The 26,252-nt window shown below is 60.9% G+C and carries 18 protein-coding genes; 10 read left to right on the top strand and 8 right to left on the bottom strand.

What is annotated here, in order from left to right:
- The first annotated feature begins 131 nt into the window (after positions 1-131).
- The 6 genes from BV034_RS32500 to BV034_RS32475 all read left to right on the top strand — a co-directional run bounded on the left by BV034_RS32500 (position 132) and on the right by BV034_RS32475 (position 8,322).
- Positions 132-2,759 carry a PAS domain S-box protein gene (locus BV034_RS32500; RefSeq protein WP_050031095.1) on the top strand — a complete coding sequence of 876 codons (2,628 nt, stop codon included), beginning with the start codon at positions 132-134 and terminating at the stop codon, positions 2,757-2,759.
- On the top strand, positions 2,756-3,412 hold the full coding sequence (locus tag BV034_RS32495; protein WP_050031094.1) for a response regulator transcription factor: 657 nt from the start codon (positions 2,756-2,758) through the stop codon (positions 3,410-3,412). Before BV034_RS32500 ends, BV034_RS32495 begins: the two co-directional genes overlap by 4 nt.
- 402 nt (positions 3,413-3,814) lie before the next feature.
- Entirely contained in the window at positions 3,815-4,492 is a 678-nt protein-coding gene (locus BV034_RS32490) for a hydrolase (protein ID WP_038162578.1), read from the top strand.
- A 45-nt stretch (positions 4,493-4,537) separates the two neighbouring features.
- Positions 4,538-5,089, top strand: a complete 552-nt coding sequence (locus BV034_RS32485) for an antibiotic biosynthesis monooxygenase (protein ID WP_050031093.1) — start codon at positions 4,538-4,540, stop codon at positions 5,087-5,089.
- A gap of 37 nt (positions 5,090-5,126) precedes the next feature.
- A complete protein-coding gene (locus BV034_RS32480) occupies positions 5,127-6,989 on the top strand; it encodes an amidohydrolase (RefSeq protein WP_050031092.1) in 1,863 nt (620 codons plus the stop codon).
- A 28-nt stretch (positions 6,990-7,017) separates the two neighbouring features.
- Positions 7,018-8,322, top strand: a complete 1,305-nt coding sequence (locus tag BV034_RS32475; RefSeq protein ID WP_050031091.1) for an alginate export family protein — start codon at positions 7,018-7,020, stop codon at positions 8,320-8,322.
- A gap of 654 nt (positions 8,323-8,976) precedes the next feature.
- Here BV034_RS32475 and BV034_RS32470 read toward each other — a convergent pair.
- From BV034_RS32470 to BV034_RS32455, 4 genes are all read right to left on the bottom strand, one after another.
- Positions 8,977-10,110, bottom strand: coding sequence for a DEAD/DEAH box helicase (locus tag BV034_RS32470; protein ID WP_050031136.1), 1,134 nt, complete (start codon positions 10,108-10,110; stop codon positions 8,977-8,979).
- A 767-nt stretch (positions 10,111-10,877) separates the two neighbouring features.
- The gene (locus BV034_RS32465; protein WP_050031090.1) at positions 10,878-11,447 is read right to left on the bottom strand and encodes a 3'-5' exonuclease; all 570 of its coding nucleotides are present in this window, start codon (positions 11,445-11,447) and stop codon (positions 10,878-10,880) included.
- A gap of 51 nt (positions 11,448-11,498) precedes the next feature.
- On the bottom strand, positions 11,499-14,270 hold the full coding sequence (locus BV034_RS32460; RefSeq protein ID WP_265593724.1) for an ATP-binding protein: 2,772 nt from the start codon (positions 14,268-14,270) through the stop codon (positions 11,499-11,501).
- 150 nt (positions 14,271-14,420) lie between these two features.
- Entirely contained in the window at positions 14,421-15,926 is a 1,506-nt protein-coding gene (locus BV034_RS32455) for a carboxypeptidase M32 (protein ID WP_050031088.1), read from the bottom strand.
- Positions 15,927-16,079: 153 nt separating this feature from the next.
- Here BV034_RS32455 and BV034_RS32450 point away from each other — a divergent pair, with 153 nt between their 5' ends.
- Entirely contained in the window at positions 16,080-17,144 is a 1,065-nt protein-coding gene (locus BV034_RS32450) for a glycosyltransferase (RefSeq protein ID WP_265593723.1), read from the top strand.
- A 37-nt stretch (positions 17,145-17,181) separates the two neighbouring features.
- Here the strand turns inward: BV034_RS32450 and BV034_RS32445 are convergent, their stop codons facing one another.
- Entirely contained in the window at positions 17,182-18,234 is a 1,053-nt protein-coding gene (locus BV034_RS32445; protein WP_050031086.1) for a phytanoyl-CoA dioxygenase family protein, read from the bottom strand.
- A 118-nt stretch (positions 18,235-18,352) separates the two neighbouring features.
- On the opposite strand from BV034_RS32445, the gene BV034_RS32440 reads away from it, so the two are divergent.
- Positions 18,353-19,888 (top strand): glycosyltransferase, encoded by a 1,536-nt coding sequence (locus BV034_RS32440; protein ID WP_050031085.1) that lies wholly within the window; start codon positions 18,353-18,355, stop codon positions 19,886-19,888.
- A gap of 79 nt (positions 19,889-19,967) precedes the next feature.
- Positions 19,968-21,014: a L,D-transpeptidase family protein gene (locus tag BV034_RS32435; RefSeq protein WP_050031084.1), complete on the top strand. Its 1,047-nt coding sequence runs from the start codon at positions 19,968-19,970 to the stop codon at positions 21,012-21,014.
- Between the two features lie 147 nt (positions 21,015-21,161).
- Here the strand turns inward: BV034_RS32435 and BV034_RS32430 are convergent, their stop codons facing one another.
- Entirely contained in the window at positions 21,162-21,587 is a 426-nt protein-coding gene (locus BV034_RS32430) for a Dabb family protein (RefSeq protein ID WP_050031083.1), read from the bottom strand.
- Positions 21,588-21,862: 275 nt separating this feature from the next.
- Between BV034_RS32430 and BV034_RS32425 the strand changes: the two genes are divergently transcribed.
- Positions 21,863-22,669 carry a D-hexose-6-phosphate mutarotase gene (locus BV034_RS32425; protein WP_050031082.1) on the top strand — a complete coding sequence of 269 codons (807 nt, stop codon included), beginning with the start codon at positions 21,863-21,865 and terminating at the stop codon, positions 22,667-22,669.
- A gap of 9 nt (positions 22,670-22,678) precedes the next feature.
- Here BV034_RS32425 and BV034_RS32420 read toward each other — a convergent pair whose 3' ends face one another.
- Positions 22,679-23,509, bottom strand: a complete 831-nt coding sequence (locus BV034_RS32420) for an MBL fold metallo-hydrolase (protein ID WP_050031081.1) — start codon at positions 23,507-23,509, stop codon at positions 22,679-22,681.
- A 36-nt stretch (positions 23,510-23,545) separates the two neighbouring features.
- Positions 23,546-26,200: a hypothetical protein gene (locus tag BV034_RS32415; protein ID WP_050031080.1), complete on the bottom strand. Its 2,655-nt coding sequence runs from the start codon at positions 26,198-26,200 to the stop codon at positions 23,546-23,548.
- Positions 26,201-26,252: the final 52 nt, after the last annotated feature.

The raw sequence follows: 26,252 nt of genomic DNA, 5'->3' as shown, positions 1-26,252 counted from the left end.
TGGATCCGCAGGGCGGCGCTTGGGGGAACCACTGACACTGGGAAGTGTCATGCCTACCGCAGGCATGGGCGGGAAACTCTTGTCGGTTGTCGTGGCATGGGAGATGATCGCTTTTTGCGCACGATCCCACCATGCCATCCGACGTTGCCTTTCAGACAGAGCCTGCCACCCAGCTTGACCCGGGATTGGCAGGGCTGATCTTCCAGCAGCATCCGGATGCGGTGCTGCTGGTGGACCTGAGCGGCCGCTTTTTGGAAGCGAATGAGGCTGCGTGCCAGCTCGCGGGTTGGTCGCGGGTGGAGATACTGGAAATGCGGCCCTGGCAATTGCTGCCGACCACCTCACCGCTCGAGGTGCGGGAGTGGCTGCGCAGCCGCTCGCGTGACGCCACCGAGACCTTCGTCCTCACGCTGGCGCATCGTCTGGGGCATGTGATACGGGTGGAGGCCCGCGTCCGTCGCGTGGCCAGCTCTGATCGGGGAGACTGCCTCATCGTCTCCTGTCGTGAGTTGCCGGTGAAGGGTGACCTCGCGGGCTCCCCAGAGTCTGCGGCTCCGGTACCGATGGGGTCGCCTGCACACCTCCAGCAACAGCTCGTGCAGTTGCGCCAGCACAACAAGTCCCTCATCGAGGCCGAGGAGCGCCTGCGCCTGGCCATGGAGCTGGGCGGGTTGGGGCTGTGGATCTGGCAGGCCACGCCGGACTCCAACCCGGGTCACTGGTCAGACAGGTTGAAGGAAATATTCGGCGTGCCGCTGGATGCGGAGGTGACGCATGACATGTTCCTCACCGCCGTGCATCCGGAAGACCGGGAGAAGGTGGACGCAGCGGTGAAAGGGGCGCTGATGGGCCAGGAAGGCGGCCGCTACGCACTGGAGTACCGCACGCTGCGACCAGAGGCGACTGGCGGGCGCTGGGTGCTGGCACGCGGACAGGCGTTTTTTGATGAGGCGGGAGCGCCCGTGCGCTTCATCGGATCAGTGCTGGACATCACCGAACGGAAACGGGCGGAGGAGGCTCTGGCACAGCTCAACAATGGACTGGGACAGCGGATCGAGGAACGCACTGCCGAGCTTGAGACGGCCAATCGGGCCCTGACCCGCGAGATTGAAGAACGTCGCCGGGCAGAGGAGACGCTGCGGCGGAACAAGGACAACCTGCGCCTGGTCATCGATACCATCCCAGGGCTGGTCTGGAGCTCCCTGCCCGATGGGAACATCGAGTACCTCAACAAACGCTGGCTGGACTACACCGGCCTGACGCTGGATCAGGCGTCTGGATGGGGCTGGCAGACGGCCATTCATCCTGACGATCTCGACCGGCTGGTGACCTATTGGAAGTCCATCATCGCCGAGGGAGTGGCGGGCGATATTGAGGCGCGACTCCGGCATCACAGCGGGGCGTACCGTTGGTTTATTTTCCGCGGCGTGCCGCTCTATGATGCGGAGGGGAAAGTGGTGAAGTGGTACGGGACGAACACGGATGTGGAAGAGCGCCGCAAGTCCGAGCACCTGGCGCGCGGCCAGATCAGTGCGCTCACGCAGACGCTTTCCGCCGTCTCTCGCGAGGCCAATCCCGACCGGCTCCTCGCGCATGTGTTGTGTGTTATCACCTCGACCCTGAACGCCCACAGCCTGGGCGTCTGGCAGAAAAACAAGGAAACCGCCGTGGTGAAGCTGGTGGCCAGCTGGGAGGGCGGTGAGCTGCACCTCACCACCGTGGATGAATCGGAGCCTCAATCCCTCAACAAGGAGGGTGACGCACCGCACCCGATTTGGACGGACTTTTTTGCCACTGGCATATACTGTGTGGCGGGGGACTGGAATGGCGGAGACATCCGCGTGCAGACACTAGATGGGACCGACGGTCCCTGGTACCCCTGGCACGCGGATGCGGTGGAGAATCCGAATGTCCCCATCGTGGTCCAGAGACTGCTGGATCAGGGCGTGCAATCCACCCTGGTGGTGCCCATGCTCCTGGCCGGCCGTGTTACCGGTTTCCTGAGCATCCGGTTCACTCGCCCGCCTCAATTTCAGACGGAGGAGATCGAGCTGGCCCAGGCGCTGGCGCATCAGGTGATGCTCGCGCTTCAACTCATCCGCCTGACGCAGGAAGGGCATCGTCTCGCGGTGCTGGCCGAGCGCAACCGCATGGCGCGGGAGCTGCATGACACCCTGGCCCAGGGGATCACCGCCGTCATCATGCAGCTGGAGCTGGCGGAAGACGCCGCCGCCCGAGGACTGATGGAGGATGTGGATCCTCATCTGAAGCGCGCCCGGGAGCTGGCCCGGCAGACGCTGCGAGATGCCCGGCGGTCCGTGCGCGCCATGCGACCGCAGGCGCTCAAGGCGCAGGACCTTCCGCAGGCTCTGAGCGCCCTCTTCAAGCAGATGACAGAGGGCACCGGCCTGCAGGCGGAGGTGACGCTGCGGGGCGATCCCTACCACATCCCCAATCGGTGCGAGGAAAATATCCTTCGGATCGGGCAGGAGGTGCTGACCAACGCCATCCGCCACGCCGGGGCGAGCCGGTTCACGGGGCGGCTCATCTTTTCCGCCCCCGCGATCCGTCTGCACCTGCATGATAACGGCCGGGGATTTGATCCAGATCAGCAGCACGACGGCTTTGGCCTGACGGGAATTCGTGAGCGGGTGGAAGGCATGGGAGGACGTCTCTGCTTGCGCAGCAAGCCAGGGCGGGGTACTTCCATCAGCATCCGTTTGGGGCGGCCCAAGGCGGAAAGCGGCACGTTTGCATGAAACAACCCCCTGTCGGCACCGGATCTGATTCGCGCATACGCGTGCTGATTGCGGACGATCATGTCACGGTGCTGGAGGGGCTCAACGTCATCATCAACCGGAATGAAGAGATGCAGGTGGTGGCCGCGGCGTCCGATGGCAGGGAGGCGGTGGCGCTCTGGCAGCAGCACCGGCCGGATGTGACTCTGGTGGACATCCGCATGCCCGGCCTGGACGGCGTGGAGGTGATTGAAGAGATTCGGCGGCTGGACAACTCGGCCCGGGTCGTCGTGCTCACAACCTGTGACACCGACAATGAAATCTACCGGGCAGTCAAAGCCGGGGCCCGCGCCTATCTGTTGAAGGATGGGCCGCGTGAGGAGCTGGTGGATACGATTCGGAGGGTGCATCGCGGGGAGACCTGCCTGGCACCGTCTCTGGTGGAAAAGCTGGCCGCGAGCGTCAGCAATGAACCTCTCACCCGCCGGGAGCAAGAGGTGCTGGAGCTGCTGGCCAAGGGACGGAGCAACAAGGAGATCGCCAGCACCTTGAGCATCAGCGAGCCCACGGTGAAGACCCATTTGCGGAGTTTGTTTAGCAAGCTCGATGTCCTGAGCCGCACCGAGGCGATCGCGGTGGCGAGCCGGAAGGGATTGGTGAGAGGTAAATGGTAAGAGGTGGGATACAGGCAGCAGTTTAAAGTAGTGCCGGGCTTTAGCCTGGCGTCGGAACACGTGGGCCGCACGACTGAACAGGCTGAAGCCTGTGACTACTTTGTTTCGCTCTGCCGCCCTCCCCTGGAGTTTGAAGTTTGGTCATTGAATTTTGATCCTTCCTTCCCTCTGCCAGCTCATCCAAAAGGATGAGTCCACCCCCATCCTCCTGTCGCTCGCAAAGATCATCCCCATGCCATCTGGTCAAAAAGCGCCCGTGGTGAGATGATCGGTGCGTTCCCCTGACCGGGGAAGAGACAAGACCCGACATGACAAGACGAGGTGGATGGCGCAGGCCTGAGACAGGTCTCGGCAGGCACATTCACCGCTTCCAAGGACGGTATAGGAAACATCCCACACGCCATGAGCCCCTACCACAAACTCTTCACGCCCGAGGACAGCGCGGTTGTCTTCATCGACCACCAGCCGCAGATGACCTTTGGCGTCGCCAACATTGATCGTGCGACCTTGATCAACAACGTGACCCTTCTGGCCAAGGTGGCCAAGGAGTTCAACATCCCCACTGTGCTCACCGCGGTGGAGACGGAATCCTTCAGCGGTTATGTCTGGCCGCAGCTTCTGGATGTGTTCCCCGGCCAGCCGGTGGTGGAACGCACCTCCATGAACTCCTGGGATGATGCTGGCTTCCGCGCTGCCATCGAAGCCACCGGGAAGAAGAACATCCTCATGACCGGTCTCTGGACGGAGGTCTGTGTGACCTGGCCCACCATCGAGATGCTGGGTGCAGGGTATAACATCTACGTCGTGGAGGACTGCTGCGGCGCCACCTCCCCGGCGGCGCATGAGGCGGCTCTCTCCCGCATGGTCCAGGCCGGTGCGGTGCGCGTGACCACCATTCCCGCCCTGCTCGAGTGGCAGCGCGACTGGGCGAAGCGCGAGCACTACAACAACCTCATGGGCCTCATCAAAGGCCAGGGCGGCGCCTATGGCGTGGGCGTGGAGTACGCGTACACCATGGTGCACAAGGCTCCGCAGTCGGCCATCAAGCCGCAGGTGGTGCCCGCTTCCGCGCATCATTGATCGATCCCATCACTTATTCACCCCTAACCTGAGAACTTCAGGACTATGGACGACGCTGTGCATGTCGCCATCACCCGCCGGGTCCGGCCGGAACACGTCAGCGCTTTTGAAAAGGCGCTGACGGAGTTTGCCCGCGACTCGCTCCATGCCCCGGGCACCCGGGGTGTGCAGTTCCTCTATCCGGCTCCGGGTTCGGGGTCCAACGAGTACGGCATTCTGCGCACCTTCTCCAGCCAGGAGGCCAGGGAGGCGTTCTACACGTCGCCCCTCTATCTGGCCTGGCAGGAGAGTGTGAGACCGCTGGTGGAGGGCGAGGCCGAGTGCCGGGACCTCCACGGCCTGGAGGCCTGGTTTCGGGATCCCTCGGGCCGGCCCCCTCCGCCCAAGTGGAAGATGGCCCTGCTCACGTGGGTGGCCGTCTGGCCGGTGAGCATGATCGTGCCCCGTCTTCTGATTCCCCTGCTGGGCGGCTTCCTGCCCAAGCTCCTGCTGACGGGCGTGGTCGCCGCCGGCATCACTGCCACCCTCGCGTGGGTGGCCATGCCCCTGCTGGTGAAGCTGGCCCATCGCTGGCTTCATCCACCCGGGCGGAATTGAAAACGTTTATTTCCCATACCCCCAAACTCTTTCTGCCATGAGCGCTTCCCCGGCACCGGATCTGATCCTCATCAACGGCCGCATCACCACCCTGGAGGCCTCACATCCGGAGGCGAAGGAGCTGGTCATCAAAGACGGTCGCATCGTCGGCGTGGACAATGCCCGTGACTTCACGACAGGCCCTGAGACCAAGGTCATCGACCTTCAGGGCCGCCGGGTCATCCCGGGGCTGAACGACTCCCACCTGCACGTCATCCGCGGTGGGTTGAACTACAACATGGAGCTGCGCTGGGACGGCGTGCCCTCCCTGGCAGATGGGCTGCGCATGCTGAAGGCCCAGGCAGCCCGCACCCCTCCCGGGCAGTGGGTCCGTATCGTCGGCGGCTGGAGCGAGTTTCAGTTCGCGGAAAGACGCATGCCCACGCTGGAGGAGGTGAATGCTGCGGCACCGGACACGCCTGTGTTCATTCTCCACCTCTACTGCCGGGCTCTGCTGAACAAAGCCGCGTTACGCGCCTGCGGCTACACCCGGGACACGCCCAACCCTCCGGGTGGGGAGATCCAGCGGGATGCGGATGGCAACCCCACCGGTCTGCTCATTGCCCGGCCCAATGCGACAATCCTCTATTCTACGCTGGCGAAGGGGCCCAAGCTGCCGCCCGAGCACCAGATCAACTCCACCCGCCACTTCCTGCGGGAGCTCAACCGGCTCGGCCTGACCAGCATCATTGACGCCGGCGGCGGCTTTCAGAACTATCCGGAGGACTATGCTGTCATTGATGAACTCCACAAGCGCGGTGAGTTGACCCTGCGTGTGGCTTACAATCTCTTCACCCAGAAACCCAAGGAGGAGAAGGCGGACTTCGCCCGCTGGATCAAGATGACCGGCCCCGGCGTGGGCGATGACTATTACCGCTGCAACGGGGCTGGTGAGATGCTCGTGTTCTCCGCCGCCGACTTTGAGGATTTCCTTGAACCTCGTCCCGACCTGGCTCCCACACTGGAGACGGAGCTCAAGGAGGTGGTTTCTCTGCTGGCGGCCAATCACTGGCCCTTCCGCCTGCATGCGACCTATGACGAGAGCATCTCCCGCTTCCTGAACGTGTTTGAGGAGGTGAACCGCGAGATTCCCTTTGGGGACATTCACTGGTTCTTCGACCATTGCGAGACGATTTCCGACCGCAACCTGGAGCGGGTGAAAGCGCTTGGCGGCGGCGTGGCCATCCAGCATCGCATGGCTTACCAGGGTGAGTATTTCCTGGACCGCTATGGCAAGGCCGCCGCGGAGCGCACCCCGCCGGTGCGCCGCATGCTGGAGATGGGTCTGCCCGTGGGCGCTGGTACCGATGCCACGCGAGTGGCCAGCTACAATCCCTGGGTCTCTCTCTACTGGCTCACCACCGGTCGCACGGTGGGTGGCACCGCCCTGTATCCGGAGAAGAACTGCCTGACGCGGGAGGAGGCCCTGCGGCTCTACACCCAGGGCAGTTCCTGGTTCTCCACGGAAGTGGGGAAAAAGGGCGCACTGAGAGCCGGTCAGCTTGCCGATCTGGTGGTCCTCACGGACGATTATTTCAGCGTACCGGATGAGGCCATCAAGGGCATTGAGTCCGTGCTCACGGTGGTGGGTGGGAAGGTCGTGCATGCACGGGATGAGTTCAGCCCGCATGCCCCCGGGCCGCTGCCCGTGCTGCCGGAATGGTCGCCCATCAGCGTCTTCGGTGGCTATGGCGCTCCGCTGGATGTGAAGAAAGCCGCGCGCGCTGGTGTGCCGCTGCCGCTGGAGCATCCGGCCCGCACCGGCCGGGCGCAGACGCGCTCGATCAGCAGCACGGCCGACAGCGGGAGCAACCCCTTTGGATCCTTCTGGGGTTCGGGCTGCGATTGCTTTGCCTTCTAGTTCCCAAGTTTTCCGCGGGGCGTGTCCCATGTCATTCGGTACCTCTCCCATTCTGTTGGCCGTGATCGCGGTCACTTGTCTGGGAGGGGTGTCGGCTATCGCAGCGGGGCCGCTGGAGGGCTGGACGGGGTCGATCTCAGGTCATGCCCGGACCATGCAGGAGACTTACCAGGGTCTCGACCTCGGGCTCGGTCCGGTCAAGGATGACGCGTGGGTGCATCAGAGGGTGCAGGTGCTGCTCACGGCGGACTATGAGGAAACCTTCCGGCTGGCTTCAGAGTTCACTTGGGGACGGATGTGGGGCAAGGATTCCTCGCTCGCTCCCCCGGACCAGGATGAGGTGGATTTCCTCCAGCTCTACGCGCAGTACCGCTTTCACTGGGAGGAGGAGGATTCACTGACCTTCAAGGCGGGTCGGCAGACGCTCTACTATGGCTCTGGCCGGCTTCTGGCGGCGCGGGAAGGGGCCAACCAGCGTCTGGCGCATGATGCGCTGCTGCTTTCATGGAAGCAAGGTGACACGTATCAGGTGGATGCCTTCGTGGCCTCGCCGGTTGAGATCGAGGACGGTGCTTTCGACAACACTTCGCATCCGGAACGGGTGCGGTTCTGGAGTGTGTATGGCGTGTTTCCTTCACCCTTGGGGGAGGGGCATGCGGTGGACCTGTATTACATCGGGCTTCACGATGAGGATTCTGTTTTCCTTGAACCCGAGGATGGCGAAGGCGGGCGTGAACTGCGCCACACCGTGGGCACACGCTGGTGGAACAAGACCCGCCCGGTGATCTACAACACAGAGCTGATCTTCCAGTTCGGGCGGGTGGGGGATCGGGACATTGTGGCCGGCGCCGGCAGCCTGGGCCTGGGGTACGAGTTTACCCAGACTCCGTGGCAGCCCACGCTCATGCTGCGGGCGGACTTCATCTCCGGTGGCGGTCCGGATGGAGATCTGCACACGTTTCACCCGCTCTTTCAGGCCAACAACTACTTCAACGAAGGCGGCTTTCTCTCTCCTTCCAATCTGTACAACCTCAACCCGGTGCTGAGCCTCAAGCCGCACCCGAAAGTCGAGGCGTCACTCGGCGTGAACTTCCTCTGGCGCTTCAGCGCGGAGGACGATGTCTATGCCCCGCCCCTGCAACGCCTCGCTGGTCCGGCCCCAGATGGGGAACGCTATCTCGGCGCCGCCTTCAATGCTGCGCTGACCTGGAAAGTGACGGAGAAGACCGAACTCTTCCTCGGCTACACCCACCACGAAGCCGGGGACTCTTTGACGTCAGTCGGGGCGGGGAACGAAGACTACTTTCAGGCGAGTTTCCGGGTGGAGTTTTAGACAGAATTAACGGAATTTACGGAATTGGGTTTCTGAACTGTTGGATGAGGACGTCGTGTCTCAGAAGGTCCCTGCAGTCTGCTTGTACCGTTGCAGAAGCAAGCTTCAAGCTAGGCTCGCCAAAGCGCATGCACGTCAGGTTAAAGGGCGGCGGGCAAGTCGTGACGGTGATCCCATATTTCTCATGGCAACATCCCCACGCCAACCGCGTGATACAAAACAGTCCCGCAGTCGCGGGATCAGACCGCGAAGCGGTTGCCACCCCGGGTATCGACGGGATAGCATGGAACTCCAAGGGAGTTCTACAAGCCGTCCAGACACCCGGAGATGACCGTTCTGCATGCGGTGGACACCTCAGGGATGCTGCCGCGGTTTGTAGAACTCACTTCGGAGTTCTGGTTCACCTGCCCATGTACCCAGGGTGGCGGCTCGTGCCTCACCTGATCCCGCATGCGGGACTATTTTGTTTGACGCCCTTGGCGTCAGAGCATGCGCGCCTAAAAAAGGGTCTACCCATTAACCTGACGTGCATGCGCCGAAGCGGAATCCCAATGCTGTAAATTCCGTTAATTCTGTCTAAAAAATCAGTCTCTGTGCCCTCTGCGCCTCTGTGGTTCTTTCCTCATTCCCTCCCACCCCCGACGCCCTCCTCCACTACTTCCGCTCAGAGAACTCCACGCCCAGTTCATTCTCCAGCCGGGTGATCGCGGACTTTTCCTTGGGTTCGATGAAAGCGAGCGACATGCCCTTGCGTCCCGCCCGGCCGGTGCGGCCGCTGCGGTGGGTGTAGTATTCCGTCTGCTCCGGGAGCTGGTGGTGGATGACGAAGGCGAGGCCCACCACGTCGATGCCGCGGGCGGACACATCCGTAGTCACCAGGTACTGGAGGCGTTCTTTCTTGAAGGCGCGCATCACCTTGTCGCGCTCCAGCTGGGAGAGGTCGCCGTGGAGGACGCCCACGGAGAAGTTCCGGGTGCCGAGTTCCTTGGCCAGGTTGATGGAGCCCGCGATGGTGCGGCAGAAGATGACGCCGCGGTCTTCCGTGCGGTCTTCGAGGAACTCTGAGATGCGATCCAGCTTCTCCGTGCGGTCACAGATGATGTAGCGGTGGGTGATGTCGCGGTTCACGACATGCGCCTTGTCGATCGTGATCCGGTGCGCCTCGGGCTCCATGTAGCCCTCGATCAGCTCCTGAATGCCCTCGGGGATGGTGGCGGAGAAAAGCCAGGTGTTCTTGCGGGACTTGGCGGTGAGCTGGAAGAACTGCTCAAGTTCCTTTTTGAAACCCAGGCTGAGCATTTCGTCGGCTTCATCCAGCACCAGGTAGCGCACCTTGGAGAGGTTCAGCGCCTCCCGCTGGATGAGGTCCATGAGACGGCCGGGGGTGCCCACCACGATGTGCGTGGGGCGGCGCAGCCGGGAAATCTGAAGGTCCATGTCGTCGCCGCCCGTGATCGTCTCCACGAAGATCTTGTCCGGCACATGCTTCGTGAACTTGAAGAGCTGCTTGCCGATCTGTTTGGCCAGTTCCCGGGTCGGGGCCACGATCAGGCCGTCGATCTGGCCAGCCTTCGCCTTGGCGGCGTGGGGGATGATCCGCTCCAGCATCGGCAGACCAAAAGCGGCCGTTTTCCCTGTGCCCGTCTGGGCCTGGGCAATCAAGTCCCCGCGGTGCGCCAAAACGTGCGGAATCGTTTGCTGCTGAATGGCTGTGGGCTTGGTGATGCCGAGCTCTTCGAGCCCCTGGACGAGTGCTTCGGAGATGCCGAGGTCTTGGAAAGTCTTCAAAATCAATGCGGAATGGAGAGTTCGGAGGGCGGGATCGCCGGGGGAACCGTCACTATACCGTGTTGCGCGGAATAAGCCAGTCCGGCTTCGAGGGAGACAGAAGACTGGAAGACAGAAGACGAAAGACGTGAGGTCAGGGGGGAGGAACGAGCTACGAGGCCACATGGCCGCGGAGTAAAGGAGGCGGGGTCTCCGGCCCCGCAGGTGAGCGGAGGAAGGCGTCGCGCGAGCGGGTGCCATGGAGGCTGACCGTCTGTGATGAGCTCCGACGCGCACGTCCCGGGAGGCCTCTAGCTCCACTTAATGTTTCGCCACCCCGGGTTGTAGGGCGACCGAATCGGGGACGGAGCAAAGTAGTGCAGAGTCCCGCAGTCACGGGATCGTCAGTCGCGCTACCCACGTCTTCCAATACCGATCCCGCATGCGGGACTCTGCACTACTTTCAGCTGTCACGTGCGGCGTAGTCCGGTTGTCCCAACCGGCTTCGGGAGCAGAGGAATGCAGCGCGATGGGCGCTTGGGTGCGGTGAGGTCTGCTGCGTCAGGGGCGGCGCGTGGCAAGCGGGGCGCTTGCCCTACAGTGAGTCAGGGGAGTAATGGACGCGCAAGGGCCATTGGATGTTCTGTTCCGACCGCGGGTCCAAACGTCTTGGGTTGTAGGGCGACCGCTTCGGTTGCCCCAGTCAGGTGCGGCACCTGAGCGGGCTGGCCACGCTCGCTTTCCTTTTCTCGATCGATTCACTAGGCGTGTCCACGCCATGCGTGAGCTCAGGTCTTCTGTCTGGTGTCTTCTAGTCTTATGTCTCCCGCGCAGCGGGCCACAATCCTCGCCATGTTCCGCGCGTCATCGATCCCGCGATGATGCGTGCCTTCCAGCTCCAGTCCCAGCATCCCTAGCGCCTGGCCCATGCCGGGGCGTTTCTTCAGGCCCTTGGCTTCGGCGAAAGCTTTCTTGAGGTTCAGATGCGTTTCAGCGAAAGGGTAGGGCAGATCATGAAAGGCGCAGTCCTGCTGGAACTGGCCTTTGTCGTAGGCACCCCACGACGAGAATAAACAATCAGGATAAGGCTCCAGCCAGGCCTTGAGATTGGCCAGGGCTTCAGGAAACATCTGGGCCGCGTCCACATCAGCCTGGGTGATGGTGGTCAGCTTCGTGCAAAACGGCGTCAGCACCGGATGCCGCACGGGCTTGATGAAGGTGCAGAACTCCGACACCGTCTCCAGCGTCTTGCCGTCCAGCAGCACGGCCCCGATTTCGATGATTTCCATCTCATCCCGAGGCACCTTGCCGCGGTCGCAGCAGGTGGCCTCGAGATCGATGATGAGGAGATTTGACATTTAACTATCTATCATTACTTCAACACCAATCAGCTGCACAACTCGAAGGAGTTACTTTATGCAACTGCTAGACGGCTTATATGGTATTACAGCATTCCCCACCAATTTCTGCCAATGGATGCTGAGTGGTGATAAGGACTTGTGTAGTTGATTTTTAGAAAGCAAGAACTCACCGATCACTGTAAATCCATTAAGTGAGTGCAGGTTAGATTGTAGGAATTTTTCGAAATCAAAGCGTCCAGAGCTGTGGTCGCCAATGCCTATTATGTGCCACCCATCTGACGAGTGCAACTGATGTACTTTTCGAAGAAGACGCTTTGGTAAACCCGTCTTACTCATGGCACGTGCGTGGGCAAGCTCTGAAAGCAAGATCCTCACTCCGACAATATTGGCCATATCGAGCAAGTTGATTATTGGTGTCGACCAATCAAACTCGTGCCGCCATGCTTTGTATGCTGGAGAAGCTAATTTTCGCACAACATTGTCCAAATCTCCTAAACTGCTATCATGTCTGCTGATCATCATTGGTGTTTCATCGTGCGGAATCAGAGTTACCCCCTCGTTTTTGAGTCCAGGTGCTGAAATGCACACGAAATTGGTGACTTCCGGTCGTTGCAATAGACTGTCAACCAGTCCCCATCCTGATCCTGTAAAATACCATCCTGCATATGATGAGTTATTCCAAGACAAGTCCCTGAGCGCCAAACCTGGATATAATGGACAGCCTTTAAATGACCTCATTGCGAACATGTTCGGTGCAGCTTCGACACTGTGCTGGGCAATTTTTGTAATACAGTTGTCCATAACGGAATCAAGCAATGCCTCCTCGAACGGATAAGAATCTTGTGTCAAATTGGTTCGCTGAAGATTTAGAGGCATGAGGCCGCGAGAGTCAAAAACTGAGACATGGGGTTTGGTTAACCCATAGCTCTTTTCCCAGTCCCCTCTTGGAGATCCTTGAATTACAAACCCGTTGACTGCCAACTCTGGAGTGCCCTTTTTGTAAGACCACATCACTCGGTCGAAACGCAGATCCGGAATCTCAATCCAGTTTTCGTCTAGTGAATCTTTAAGATCTGGAACGAGGAAAGTCTGCTTTAGTGCTACTCCAAAAACACTTCGGGCAACTTGTGGTTTCTTGAGGCAATACCAATCCCAAAACCTTTTTTGCTGATTTCCATAGGAGGGAGCCGCATGTGATGCCGAACCCTCGAATTTTCCCGCAAGGTCCGTTGTGATGCGAATTCGGATTGTTGTGCCTACAGGACGATGGACCTTTTTCAATTCGATCAAATCGCTATCAATGCAGGCGGTGAATAAAACTCCAATTTGCTGGCTTGCATGCCTCGTTGCCACTTCAATCTCCGGACCCAGAAGAAAAGCTGCGAGTGCGCCGATCCCAAATCGACCAGTTCTAATTAGTCTAGGATTGCCATCGATATTCTCAAATTGTTTCCGCCATTCATCACTGCGCCTGTAGGATGCACCGGCAGTGAGAAAATAATCAACGATTGTGGATGGTGTCATCCCAATGCCATTGTCCTCAATAGTGACCCATGACCATTGTTCATCCAACTTTTCGATCTTGATGGAGACGAGCGGAGCTTCACTTGATTGCCTGTCGTTGGTTGCCTCTGTGAGGTTGTGTGCGAGCTCAAGTCTTTCCCTAACCGCATCTACTGCGTTCTGTGTCAATTCTCGAATTCCAACTTCAGGTCTATTTCCATAGAGAGGTTCTGTTAGGAGCTTTAATAGATCTGCGTCAGCAGCCCGGAATCTTGCATCGATCGGGAAAAAGTCCGTCTTTTCTGAATAGCTGTCCAAGTTGTCAAGCGATGACCTAACCCTGCGGAGTTGTAGTCCTAGCTTGTTCAAGCCTCTGAAGCGCCCGTATACTTCACCCAACACCGCCCACGAGACATCCAATTCTTGTTGGATGCCATTGAGCCACGACCTTATCTTTGCAAGAGTTTTCTGATCGCTAGGTGTTGCATCAATGTATACAGCCTCAGGATCCTCGTGAGTTGTCCTTATGTCCGTGATTGCGCTGTGGGCCTTCCATTCGCCGACTGAGGCCGGACTTGAGAGGCGGGTAATCTTTAGGTATTCCGACGGCGCCCTATCTGACTCAAGTTTGAGATAGTCGGCAATTCTCAGTAAAGTTATGAGGTATACCACATGTCCGCCCTTGTACTCACGCAGGTCGAGTTTTGATTTTATGAAGGGGAAAAGTGATCGGATCGATTGCCCGTGACTCCGTGCAACCAAACCGATCATTGTGCGGATGTGGTCGTTTGACTCATTTAGCGTGTTCAACTGGATTGTGTTCGAGTGCGGCGAAGGCACTCCAAAATGCGCTATCTCTTGGGCTAAGCGTGGATGATGACGGCGCAAGAATTCCCCAATTAGCAATCTGTCACGCTTTGTCATGCTGTCTGTCGAAAAAGATGGCGGAGTGATGGGATCGGCAGTGCCAAATATTTGTTGCAACTTATTCCTATCAAATCGCCGGGCTTCCGCCAAGAAATCTTGCCAGAGGTTGGCCCAAGGGGGGTCATTTAGATCAGGCACACAGCACTCGCTCCGCCCTTTTTTTAGAAGGCTAAGGAACCCTTCTTCCGACAGGTGCATGGCACTGTCATGGAGCAGCACACTCAGAATTAGGACTGCGGCATCTGTGGCGCTAAATACCTCCCAGGAATCCTCTGTCATGAGCCCGACAGCTGTATCAAGAACCGATTCGATGTGTGAAATGCCGTGGTCAGTGTATTCTGGAAAGAACGGAACTTTCGATGCTGAAATCCAGGTGGTGAATGATGGCAAGTTAGATCTCACCACACCGTCGAGTGTCAGATTTCTTGCTAGGACGGATTGGAGTCGTATCGGAATTCGCATGGAAAAGAAAGACTAAGCGATTTCATAAATATGAAATCGGATAGCAGAAAAATGCAAATTCGATTATTACTTTCAGCCTCAGGCGAGGAACCGCGCCTTCAAATGCTTGAGATAAGGCCCTGACTCCGTCGTCTTCCCGGTGGCGTGCTCCATGAGCTCGGCGGGGGAGAGGCAGGAGCCGGCGGCGTGGACGTTGTCGCGCAGCCACTTCAGGAGAGGGGCGTACTCGGCCTTGGTCGTGGCGTTCTTGATGGCGCGTTGTTTCATCGCTGCCGCGAAGAGCTGGGCGGCGTTGAGGTTGCCGAGGGTGTAGGTGGGGAAATAGCCGAACCCGCCCATGGACCAGTGGATGTCCTGGAGGCAGCCGTGGGCATCGTTGGGCGGGGTGAGGCCGAAGGAGGACTCAAACTCGGCATTCCAGGCATCGGGGATGTCGGACACCTTCAGCTTGCCGCTGAAGAGCTGACGCTCGAGGCTGAAGCGCAGCATGATGTGGAGGTCATAAGTGGCCTCGTCTGACTCCACGCGGATGAAGGAGTACTCGGCACGGTTCACACCCAGCAGGAACTGGTCGAGCGTGAGCTTTTTCAGGTGCGGGAAGAGAGACACGGCGCGGGGGAACCAGCGCTCCCAGAAGGTGCGGGAGCGGCCCACGTGGTTCTCCCAGAGGCGGGACTGGGACTCGTGGATGCCGAGGGAGACGGCGCTGCCGGAGGGCAGGCCCCACTCGCCTTCGGGCAGGCCCTGGTCATAGAGGCCGTGGCCGGTCTCATGCAGCACGCCGAAGAGGGAGGAGAGGAAGTCCCGCTCATCGTAGCGGGTGGTGAGGCGCACGTCGCCGGGGCCGAAGCCGGAACAGAAGGGGTGCGAGGTGGTGTCGATGCGGCCGGCGTCGAAGTCGAAGCCCACGGCCTCGGCGACCTCACGGTTCAGGATCTGCTGCTTCTCCACCGGGCAGTTGCCCAGCATGGCCTTCAGAGGGGGAGCCTCGGCGGCGGAGCGGGCTACGGCATCCTTGGCAATCTTGGCCACGGAGGGGCGGAGGGCGGTGAAGAGCTTGTCGATGTCCTGCGCGGTGGCATCGCGCTCATGCTGATCCAGCAGGGCGTCATAGGGCTCGTTCTTCCCGCCCCAGCGGGCGGCCATCTCCTGGGCGAGACCCACGAGGCGCTCCAGATGCGGGGCAAAGGAGGCAAAGTCTGAGGCGGCGCGGGCCTTGGCCCAGGCGGCCTGACCGAGCGAGATGGCCTGGCTGTTCTGCTCCACGAGTTTCTTGGGGAGCTTCAACGCACGGTCCAGTTCGCGCCGCAGTTGCTCGATGTTGGCCTTCACGATGGAGGTGCGGGCAGCAGCCTGGTCGTCCACTTCGTCCTCGGCCTTCTCGAGAAGGTTCCGGAAGCGACGGGAGGTGAACTGCTCATGTGCCTGCCCGCTCAACTGGGCGAGGATGCGGGAGCGGTGCTCCACGCCCTTGGGCGGCATGTAAGTTTCCTGATCCCAGCCCAACACGGCGGAGGCACCGTGGAGCAGGGAGACTTCACGGGCGGCGGTGCACAGTTGATCGTAAGTGGAGGTGGTGAGCATGTCGGTGGATCAGTAAATCGGTGATTCAGTCAACCAGGAGGGTCGCAGGGGTGTTTTTTGGGCCCGCCGGAAGTGGATGAAGCCTAAACGTCAGCATGGATTTTTCCAAATGCAATCGGTGCCGGAGCACGGCTGGGTGCAGGGATGGTGGAAATGACGAGATCCTGCATGCAGGAGGGCCAGGGCTGGTCCAGTGTGGGTGCCGCCGCACAAAAAAGACCGAAGAGCCGCACCCCCATGCTGTTTACCTTCATGATCTGCACGCACAATCGCCGTCCTCTGGTGGAGCGATGTGTACGCGAACTCATGAAGCTCGAGCGTCCGGCCGGGGTGACCTGGGAGGTGCTGGTGGTGGACAATGCCAGCCACGACGGGACGAGCGAACTCATCCGGCAACTGCAAGCCGAGTGGAGCCTGGCGATGGCAGGAGACGGTGAAACACCGGAACTGAGGCTGCATCACGAACCCCGACTGGGGACGGCGTATGCGCGCCGCAGTGGGATCGCTGCCAGCCGGGGAGACTGGGTGGTGTTTGTGGACGATGACTGTTTGATGGAGGCCGACTGGCTGATGCATGCCTCACGCTTTGTGACGGAGCATCCTCACGTGGGAGTCATCGGCGGACGCAATGCGCTGCTGTGGGAGGAGCCTCCTTCAGCCCTTTGCGAGGCCTATGGGGAGAGTCTGGCCCGGCAGGATTGGGGGGATGAACCCATGCAGGTGCCCGATGAAGGAAAGCGGGCATTCTGCGGAGCGGGCCTGGTCTTGAACCGGCAGGCCGTGGTGAAGAGCGGCTATCTGGAGCTGGGTCATCTCAGCGGTCGCCGGGGCCGGTCGCTGATGGCCGGGGAGGACACGGAGGTGCAACTGCGCGTCCGCAATACGGGCGGGACGATGTGGTATTGCCCCGATCTGAAGCTGCGTCACTGGATCCCCAAGGAGCGCATGCCCCTGCGGCATCTGCTCCCTCTGCACCAGGGCTTTGGCGAAGTAGAAGCCTATCTCCGACTGCTGGGGGATCGCCAACCCTTCACGCTGGCCAACCGCGCCAGGGCGGTTGGGTGGGCCTGGCAGGATCTGATGACCGTGCTCCGGCGCTTCTGGCTGGGGTGCGTGAAGTACCGCAATGAGCGCCCCACGTGGTTCATCCGGCTGTGGTACGCGTGGGGATTTCTGAAAGGGGCGCTGGTGCTGCTGATCCGCCGGCCGCAAGCGTAAGGCTGGCAGCCGGGATGAGGACGCAGGAGTTCTTCCTCTAACCACGTGTCCAGGGCCACCAGGCCCGGAGTCCGCGCCGGGGTTTGGCCTTTAGGGTCTTTTCCTTTTTGTTGCCAGAGGCTTTTTCCTTGGCGGGCTTCTTGGTCTCCCTAGGAGACGGAGTGGGGGCCGATGCCGGTGCGGGCAGCTCAGCCGGCGTGACTGGCTCGGGTTCGCGGAAAGCATGGGCAAAGAGCGGCTGCACCGCTGGGTCCAGCGCCTGCCACATTTCACGATCCAGGCTGTAGGTGGCCTCCCCATAGCTGTGGCTTTCGCCCTGCCGCATGAGGCAGACGGTGAGCATGGAGCGTGGGTCATCGGTGAAATTCACCGTGCCCCGATGCAGCAGGCCAGGGTCCCGGATCAAGACATCGCCCAGCTCCAGCACCACCCGGCGGGAGGGGAAAAGGGCGGCCAGTTCCTCTGCTTGAGGGTTGCGGCCGTCCTGCACATCATCATCATAGCTGAGACCGCGCAGCACCTCGTTGCGCCAGAGATGGCTGCCGGTGTACCACACCTCCAGCGGGCCGTTTTCCAGCCCGCAGTGGACGAGCGGCACATTCACCACATAGGCGCGGGGGCTCCATTGATCGCCGCTGCCGAGCTCGCGGTGGGGAGACTGGATGACGGCGCCCTTCAGGCAGGTATCGCTGGAGACGAACTTGCAGTAGAGCTCACTGCCCAGGAGATGGTTCACCACCTGCATGGCCAGCGGGTTGGCCACGATCCACGCATCGCTGAAGGTGCCGCGCAGTTTCGGGAAAATACGCCAGCGGAAGTTGCGCTCCCAGAAGACCGCCTGAGTCTCGCGGGCCACCTGGTACCAGCCGTCTCCCTCCTTGCTGGCCACGCAGTCTTGAAAAATGCGGGCAAACTCGTCCTGCGCAGCGTGGGCGATCAGCAGGGGCATGGCCCCCTTCAGGATGACGTACCCGCGGGTATGGAGCAGGAGGGCGGCCTGGCGCAGGTGCTCTGCGGACAGGGCCTTTGCATCCAGCTCGGCCGGGGTGATGACCAGCGAGCCTTCCAGGGCATGGGTGCAGGGTTCCATGGGGCCAACCTTTGCCGGGAGGCCGGGGCAGGATCAAGCGGGAAGTGCGCCGGAGCGGCAGGCGGGTGTCTCCGTTTTGCCTTGCAGAAAGCAGGGAGTGCTTTTTGAGTGGGCGCGCATGACCGCCCCCGCCCCCTTGGTTTCCATCGTGACCACTCTGGAGTACCCCAGAGAGAGGCCCGTGGAGTGCCTGCAGAGCTGGATCCAGCAGACCTTGCCAGAAGGGGCCCAGACTGAGCTGATCGTGGTCGCCTCGGGCCGTCATCGCTGGTTTGAGCGTCAGGTGCCAGCAATCCTGCGCCCGCAAGACCAGATCATCCGGCTGAAGACGCGGGATGAAATGGCCATGTATCATGCCGGGGTGCAGGCGGCCAAAGGGACCTGGATCATGTTCACCGAACCGCACTGTGTGGCCGAGCCCGAGTGCCTGGCCACGCTGATCCGGTACAGCGAGACGCATGACCTGGCAGGTGCCTGTGTGCGCACGCTGCCGACACCGCTGGACAGGCACCGCATGATCCGCATGGAGGCGATCCTGTATGAGGAAGCCGCCGCGATCTGGACGAAGGAGGGCGATTGGAGGAAGTTCACCAAGCGGGGCACGCTCGTAAAGAAGTCGGCTTACCTTGCGGCGGGAGGATTCCCCAAGGGACATCTCAGGTACGGTGAAACCACGCTCGCGGCCAGACTGCATGAGATGGGGCTGACGCTGGGCTACACACCCGACGCCGCCATCACGCACTACAATCCCACCGACATGGGTGAGCTCCTGGGATACGTGTGGGAGTTCAGAAGAAAGGAGAGGGAGGTCGCCCGCACGCGCAAGGTGGCGAAGGGAACGATCTCCCGCGCCGAAGCGGATCCCGCCCTGGCGGAGGCCTTTGCCGCCTCCAACGCGATGCGCCGTCATGTGCGGGATCTGGTGACCCGCAAGGAAATGGCCCACATGGCGGATCTCCCGCCGATCCCCGGGAAAGGTCTCCTCGTCTGGCAGCGGATGATGCAAGTACCCCGGATCGCTTTCAAGTTTGTCGCGACCTGGCTTAAGTTCAAGAACCCCGGACTCAGTGAAGAGGCAGCCTATGCGATCTTCAAAAGGGTGTGGCAGACCTATGGCGACCTTTCAGTCGCCCTACAGGGACCTCTGCGCGATGAGGCCCACCCCTTGCCGCGCCGGATCGAGGCGAGCCAACCCTGCCATGTGGGTGAGATGGATGCTGCCTTTCTGGCAGGCTGTCATGCACTGGAGCACCATGAGGGCACCGACTTCCGATGGACCGCGCCCATCAGCCTCTGGCGGTTCAAGCCGATGGATCAGGTGCCCCAGGTCACCCTGGAGTTCATCGAGGCCCGCCCGCTGAAAGCACGAGAGATCCGGCTCTGGTGGAACCGCACCCCGCTCGTAATCGAGAAAGACGCCTCCCGGCCCGGGCACTGGGTCTTTGCACCGAAGGATGGCCAGAGCCGGCGCAGGCCTGTGCCGGGTGAGAACGATGATCTGTTGGTCATCTTCTGTCCTCCGGTTCAAGGAAATGCCGAAGACCCGCGTCAGCTCGGGCTCGCACTGAAGTCAGTCACCGTCCAGGCCAGCCCCGTCGTCGCCACCACCCGCACCCCGCACGTGATGCAACCGGCACCGGGGTCTGGATCGTAGTTTCCCCTGAGGCCCGACGGCACCCAGCCGCCGGGCTTCGTTTTTTGCCTGTTCATCGTTCTATCCCCCTAGACCCCCCATGACTTTTGGCTCTCCGCTCCCTTCCTTGACCGCTGCTCCTGCTTCAGGCCATCGCCTCTCCAAAATCACACCCCGCCTGTGGGCTGCGACGTTGCTCGCCGGCTGGACTTTGATCAGCGCCAGCTGCAGCACCACTGCACCCCGTGTGGCCACGGCACCGCGTCCGGAGGACATGGTGCAGGATGACGTGGTCAAGTTGCAGATCCACCTCGACAACCAGTCCTTCGGACCCGGCATTGTGGATGGTCGTGAAGGGGAGTTCACCAAGAAGGCGCTGGCCCGCTACAACACCGCGCATGGTCTGGCCGGGGATGCCTTCCCGGATCTGGGCTCGATTGATCCGTACACCACCTACACCGTCACTGCGGATGATGTGAGCAAGATCGGAGTGCAGGGTGGCAGCCCCTCCGTGGTGGTGCTTCAGAAGACGCAGCCCTATACCTCGCTGACGGAGCTGCTGGCAGAGCGGTTTCACACCTCCAAGGCCTTTGTTGCCAGACTGAACCCCGGTGTCAATGTGGACGCCGCACCCGCGGGCGCCAGCGTGACGGTGCCGAATGTGGCCCGGCCGTTGTTCGTCACAGAGATTCCGGCCACCTCAAAGACCGCCCGCGTGCAGGACCCTGCGCTGGCGAACCGTTTCATCGTGGTGGATCTGCGGGTGAAGATGCTGGAGGTCTATGACGCGGAAGGCGGACCTCTCATCGCCGCTTTCCCCATCACCCCTGGTTCCTCAGAGCATCCCGCGCCGGCGGGCGACTGGAAGATCGTGGGCATCACCACCTTCCCCTGGTATCGCTGGGATGAAGGCGTGCTGAAGCGCGGCGAGCGTACGGAGGACTTCTACAACTTGCCCCCTGGTCCGAACAGCCCCGTGGGAGTCGTCTGGATGGGCCTCAACCGTCCCGGCGTGGGCATCCACGGCACGTCAACTCCTGAAACCATCGGCCGCTCTGGCAGCCACGGCTGCATCCGCCTTTCCAACTGGGACGCCGCGGCACTTAGACCGCTGGTGACGGCGGGAGTCAAAGTAAGAATCCAGTAGGGAAAAGTTAGGAATGATGAATTAGGAATTATGAATGTTGAGAAGCCTCCTCGCTGCGGTTGAGATTTGGCAGACAGGATCTGCCGACGTCCGCAGAAGCTCATTCCTCATTCCTAATTCAGCATTCCTAATTTTTGGAAGCTTAGTTCACTCGCTGACGAAGTCATAGAACAGGATCTTTGCTGACAGCGGCAGGAAGTCTTCCTTGGCGGCTTTCTCGTGCACGGGATGCTTGTTGTAGCGTTCCATGGCGGCTTGATCGTCGAAGTGCATGGTCAGGCTGATGTCAAAGGTGGTGTCCATGAGGGGGCTGCCTTTGGGCACGGATTTGCCGACGGAAAGGCCTTTGACCTCGGGAATCTGGGCGGCAAAGCGGTGTGCCGCATCGATGATACGCTGCTGATGCTCCTTGTTCCCTGGCTCCTTCAGCCAGATGTAACCCGTGTGGTGAATCTTGCCCTTGGTGGCCGGGCCGGGGTCAGATCCCGGCACGGCGGAGATGAGCAGCGTGAGCGCGATCACGGGGATCAGCGCAAGGAAGGACTTTTGGAGGGATTGCAAACGGGTGTTCATAATGGACACAGTCTGCAACAGGCTGGTGACAACAGTATGTCAGGAGGACAAAATTAAATAAAACCACAGAGGCACAGAGGGAGTTCCTAAAATTTGGAATGATGAATTAGGAATTATGAATGAATCATCCGAAGACCCTCGCTTGTGGGCTGGGCAACTCATTCCTAATTCCTAATTCCTAATTTTTGCTCTGCGCTCCCTGTGCCTTTGTGGTTAAATAATTGTAGATTGCCTGCGGCACGGGATTCGCTTCCTTCACAGCTCCGCCGCCTGACATGAACACGCTCACTCTGCACCGGTCCAACGCCACTGCCACGCTTCACCTGCAGGGGGCGCATCTTGCCACGTGGGAGCTGGACGGGAAACCGGTGTTGTTTCTCAGTCCGCGGGCGGTGTTTGAGCCGGGTAAAGCGATCCGTGGTGGGATTCCGGTGTGTTTCCCGTGGTTCAATGCGCATGCGACCAACCCGTCACTGCCTTCGCATGGCTTTGCCCGGACCTCGGTGTGGGCGCTGAAGGAATCAGCGGGTGACTGCGCAGTGCTGGAGCTGGAGTCGGACGAAAAGACGCTGGCGATGTGGCCGCACGCCTTCGTGGCTACCTATAGGATCCAGTTGTTGAAAAAGGGTCTGTTGCTGGACTTTCGCGTGCAAAACACGGGGGAGTTCCCGTTCACCTTCGACACCGCGCTGCACAGCTATTTTGCCCTGGAGAATGTGCAACAGGCCACGGTGGAGGGATTGGAGGGGAAAACGTATCTGGACCAAACGGAGGGGTTCCGTCGCAAGGTTCAGGAGGGGCCGATCACCTTCACCGAAGAGACGGACCGACTATTTGTGGACTCACCTGGGCCTGTCACCTTGCGCGCGGAGGACCGCTCCATTCGCCTCACCGGTCTGGAAGGCTGGAAGAGCACCATTGTCTGGAATCCCTGGACGGAGAAGGCGCGGGCGTTGAAAGATTTGGGGGAGGACCAGTGGCCCTACTTTGCCTGTGTGGAGACGGGCTTCGCGGCGGACGACGCGGTGACCTTGCCGGCGGGTGATACCTGGCGTCTGGCGGTCGAGATCGAGGTGGAGTGATCTCCATCTTCAGATCTCAAAGACATACCGTCGATCACTTGAACCATCTGCTGCGGGCCAGGAGAGTGCATTCGGGATCCAGCGCACCAGATGATCCACGCCCGCAGCTTGAAAGGCCTGGACGTAAGCGGAGATGTCCTCCTTGAAATGTGCCCACACCGCCTGCTCGTAGTGAATGGGGATGACCTGTCGCGGGGTCAGCATCTTGATCGTCTGAACCGCGTCGCGCGCCGTCAGGGTGAACTTGATCGCTGGAGGCAGCGGGGGCCACAGATTCACCCCGCCCAGGTGCAACACAGCAGTGTTTACCGCAAACCGATTGGCCACCTCCCGGATTCCGTCGAAGTAGATGGTGTCTCCTGAAAGGTAGAGCACGCCGTGTTTCTGCCCCTCCCACCGCAGCACGAAACCTGAGACGTGCCGGGTACCAGGAAACCAGCGGGGGCCATGTTGGGCTGGTGTGGCCGTGACGGTGAGTTTAAATCCATCGTGCCCAAAGAGGGTGGTGGTGCCCCAATCCTCCAGAGTGGTGACGTTCGACACTCCCTTGAGATGGTGTCTGCCGTGGGGGTTGGTGATGACCTCCCGTGTCTGGGCGAACAAGGCCCGGCCACCCTCGTCCAGATTATCCACATGATGGGGATGGCTCAGCAGGATGGCATCCAGCGGGCCCAGCTCTGCCGCCGTGAGGGAGGTGCCGCGGTAACGGGTGAGATGCAGGCCCAGGCCAGCCGGGTAGCGTCTCAGGCCAGTGTCCAGCACGGGATCGGTGACGATTCTCAGGGAGCCAATCTCCAACAGCACCCCGGCGGTGGAGAGATGGGTGATGGACACTTGCATGGGCGGCAGCAGTGGGGTGGGTGGGAATGAGGGCGGTCAGCGCAGGTCTTCGCGGGCCACGGACTTCGGATCGTTGCGATCATCCCGCCAGCGCGGATGCGGAACATGGAAGACGTAGTCGCCATTGTAGGAGGCCACCGCTTCTGTGAAGGTCAGCGTGCCGATGGTGGTCCACTTCTGCCCGTGGACGCGCTGGGTGATGTTGGAGCGCTCGCCCACGTCAGAGACCGCCACGTCAAACACCAGCGGTCGCTTGGGCGTGGCGTCGCCGCGGTCGTACATGATGGCCAGGATCTCATCGCGGAAGTCCACTCCTTCACCGCCCACCTCGACCGTTCCTTTGGCGGTGGTGAGCTTGATGAAGCGTGGGCAGGACGGATTCGACACCGGTGCACCGGTGGTGAACTCGGAGATTTCATAGAGCTGGCGCTCCAGCGGCTGTTTGTCTGCGCGCAAGAGCTTCAGCGCTGTGATGATGAAGCTGAAGATGCCGGCGCCGCGTCGCCATGGAGTGACAGGTGGGGAGTTCGTCAGCACGGCCTCGCGGATGCTGTAGGTGGTGGTGCCGCCCAGATCCTCCTGGGTGATGAGGCTGGCCGTGGGATAGGCCGCCGCATCGTTGGGGTCGGTGGTGGGGTAGAGATTGGCCACCAGCGCGAGGGAGCGCCACTTGCCCGCGTGCGTTTCCTTGGCGGTGGTGGAGTAGCGGGCGAGCGCGAGGGCTCGGCTGCCCGGTTTGAAATAACCCGTGTAGTTCGTCCCGGGCGGGGCGTCGTTGATCTTCCACTCGCCGGAGAGGATGATGCCATTGGGGTGGAGCAGACGGCGGAAACCCTTGTGATCATCTCCCCAGCGCATCACCGCCCGTGTGCGCAGTGTGCGGCGGGAGGCCGCGAGCAGACTGGTCACCAGCCGGCCGGCGGTGATGGAGTACACGGGGAGGGGCTTCTCGTTCGGCCCGCCCCAGGTGTGATAGTAGGGTTGTTGGCTCGCACCGTCGCGCAGGGCGGGATCAAAGAGCTGCTTCTTCACCTCGGCAAAGGTGGAGCGGGTGAACTGGCGGTCGTGCAGTGTCAGGTCCTGGTTGCTGTCCGGCAGCGCGGCATCGGCAGGCGGGCGCTTGATGCCGTGTCGCCAGCCCAGTGCATAGAAGATGCCCAGCACCAGCGCCCCCAGCACGCCCCCGCCGCCGATGAGCCGACAGAGCTTTGAAGAGGCCTGCATCGGCATCATGGGATCGTTGACCGCATACACGCCTCCCAGCTTCCAGAGGGTGTAGAGCACCACCAGGGCGATGAAGCCTCGCAGTACCCGCGAACGTACGAGAAAGAAGAGCAGGGCACCCAATACCACCAGGCCCACTACCTCCACGAGCCAGAAGATGCGCCAGGTGTTGTTGGTCAGGTTGGGACGGGCGAGGCGAGGGCGGGCGTACTCGGGCTTCTCCCCCACCAGCCACGGGGAGGCAAAGTAGGGGAACTCGTTGGAAAAGGGTTTCAGGGAAAACTGTTCCAGCTGCCCCTGGGGATTTCTCTGCGGGGCTCCCGTGGCGGGATTGATGCGGTACTCTCCGTCGTTCATGGTCACGCGCGGGTAGCGGTTGTCATCGGTGTAGGAGGCCTCCCAGAGCTGGGTGTCGCCCGCCATCGCTGTGAGGGCCGCCACGTCATCCGAGAGCACGCGACCATTGGGAAAGCGGGTGGGCTGGCTCCGGGAAAAGATGAGCACGTCCGGCATCGCATCATAGGGTCGCCGGGCAAAGAGCGGGGAGAAGAAGGTCCGGTTGAAGTCCTCCAGGATGGTGGGGTTGTTGTGGCGGCGGTTGATATCGGCCACATGCTTGGAGGGGGGCAGGAAGTTGAGCCCGTCGAAACGGGGCAACTGGGTGCGCTGGGAGCGGCCCACGTGATCGATCTGTTTCCCGTCCTTGGTGGTGGTGGCCCAGACGAGGAAGTTCCGTTGTTGAGGCGCGAACCGGTCCAGCGGGATGCTCACCACGATGCCAATGATATTCGTCCGGAAGAAGCGCGGGAAGATGAAGGGATCGTCGAACACCCCGGTGCGTACGTTGATCTCCTTGTCCCGGTAGGGTGCATTCACCACGGGGCGGCCAGAGGGCAGGCCGGTGAGTCTGAAATTGGCCGGGTCCAGGCTGCCGTCATTGTTCAGCGTGAACTCAAGCTCGACCTCGGAGGAGATGTCGTCTGGCTGCAGGATGGTGGCTCCGTAGCGCTCGCGGTCAGCCACAGAGCTGAAGCCGAGCTGCGCATTGAGGTCCATGAAGATGTTGTAGCGGTAGCTCTTCAGATTCAGTGGCCGGGGTTGCGTGTGCTTGTACTTCGGGGCTGCGGGATCGCCGCCGCTCATGGCAGACAACTGGGTGCCCACCATCACCAGGTTCTGCTTCTGGGCGTCCACCTGGTCCTTGGGCACCTCCTCCAGCCGGGCCATGGAGGGGAAGACGCAGATGCTCACGATGAGGTTCTTCGCCTCCGGGAGGGCGGGGTTTTGATCCTTGTCCAGATAGACGTGGAGGTCCGTGATGCGCGGCTCGCCGTCCTTGGGAGGGTTCAGCGCATTGAGGTCCAGCGGGTCGGCATGGTCCGAGGCGCGCACCGGCTCCCAGGTGGGGAGGAGGCACAACGCGATGAGTGCGGTGACGGCGCGGCGGAAACCGGTGGGCGGTGTCATGAGAAGGCAGGGTTCGGTCTGAAACGAAGAAGGGTGGAAGAGGTGCGGAAAG

It is taken from the genome of Verrucomicrobium sp. BvORR034, from assembly GCF_000739635.1.
In the GTDB taxonomy this organism is placed as follows: Bacteria; Verrucomicrobiota; Verrucomicrobiia; order Verrucomicrobiales; family Verrucomicrobiaceae; genus Verrucomicrobium.
This window is presented reverse-complemented; position numbering and strand designations above follow the sequence as displayed.

Excerpts from the sequence above, each read along its gene's own strand:
- BV034_RS32500 (WP_050031095.1), top strand. The coding sequence starts at position 132 with ATGCCATCCGACGTTGCCTTTCAGACAGAGCCTGCCACCCAGCTTGAC.
- BV034_RS32495 (WP_050031094.1), top strand. The coding sequence starts at position 2,756 with ATGAAACAACCCCCTGTCGGCACCGGATCTGATTCGCGCATACGCGTG.
- BV034_RS32490 (WP_038162578.1), top strand. The coding sequence starts at position 3,815 with ATGAGCCCCTACCACAAACTCTTCACGCCCGAGGACAGCGCGGTTGTC.
- BV034_RS32485 (WP_050031093.1), top strand. The coding sequence starts at position 4,538 with ATGGACGACGCTGTGCATGTCGCCATCACCCGCCGGGTCCGGCCGGAA.
- BV034_RS32480 (WP_050031092.1), top strand. The coding sequence starts at position 5,127 with ATGAGCGCTTCCCCGGCACCGGATCTGATCCTCATCAACGGCCGCATC.
- BV034_RS32475 (WP_050031091.1), top strand. The coding sequence starts at position 7,018 with ATGTCATTCGGTACCTCTCCCATTCTGTTGGCCGTGATCGCGGTCACT.
- BV034_RS32465 (WP_050031090.1), bottom strand. The coding sequence starts at position 11,447 with ATGTCAAATCTCCTCATCATCGATCTCGAGGCCACCTGCTGCGACCGC.
- BV034_RS32455 (WP_050031088.1), bottom strand. The coding sequence starts at position 15,926 with ATGCTCACCACCTCCACTTACGATCAACTGTGCACCGCCGCCCGTGAA.
- BV034_RS32450 (WP_265593723.1), top strand. The coding sequence starts at position 16,080 with ATGACGAGATCCTGCATGCAGGAGGGCCAGGGCTGGTCCAGTGTGGGT.
- BV034_RS32445 (WP_050031086.1), bottom strand. The coding sequence starts at position 18,234 with ATGGAACCCTGCACCCATGCCCTGGAAGGCTCGCTGGTCATCACCCCG.
- BV034_RS32440 (WP_050031085.1), top strand. The coding sequence starts at position 18,353 with ATGACCGCCCCCGCCCCCTTGGTTTCCATCGTGACCACTCTGGAGTAC.
- BV034_RS32435 (WP_050031084.1), top strand. The coding sequence starts at position 19,968 with ATGACTTTTGGCTCTCCGCTCCCTTCCTTGACCGCTGCTCCTGCTTCA.
- BV034_RS32430 (WP_050031083.1), bottom strand. The coding sequence starts at position 21,587 with ATGAACACCCGTTTGCAATCCCTCCAAAAGTCCTTCCTTGCGCTGATC.
- BV034_RS32425 (WP_050031082.1), top strand. The coding sequence starts at position 21,863 with ATGAACACGCTCACTCTGCACCGGTCCAACGCCACTGCCACGCTTCAC.
- BV034_RS32420 (WP_050031081.1), bottom strand. The coding sequence starts at position 23,509 with ATGCAAGTGTCCATCACCCATCTCTCCACCGCCGGGGTGCTGTTGGAG.
- BV034_RS32415 (WP_050031080.1), bottom strand. The coding sequence starts at position 26,200 with ATGACACCGCCCACCGGTTTCCGCCGCGCCGTCACCGCACTCATCGCG.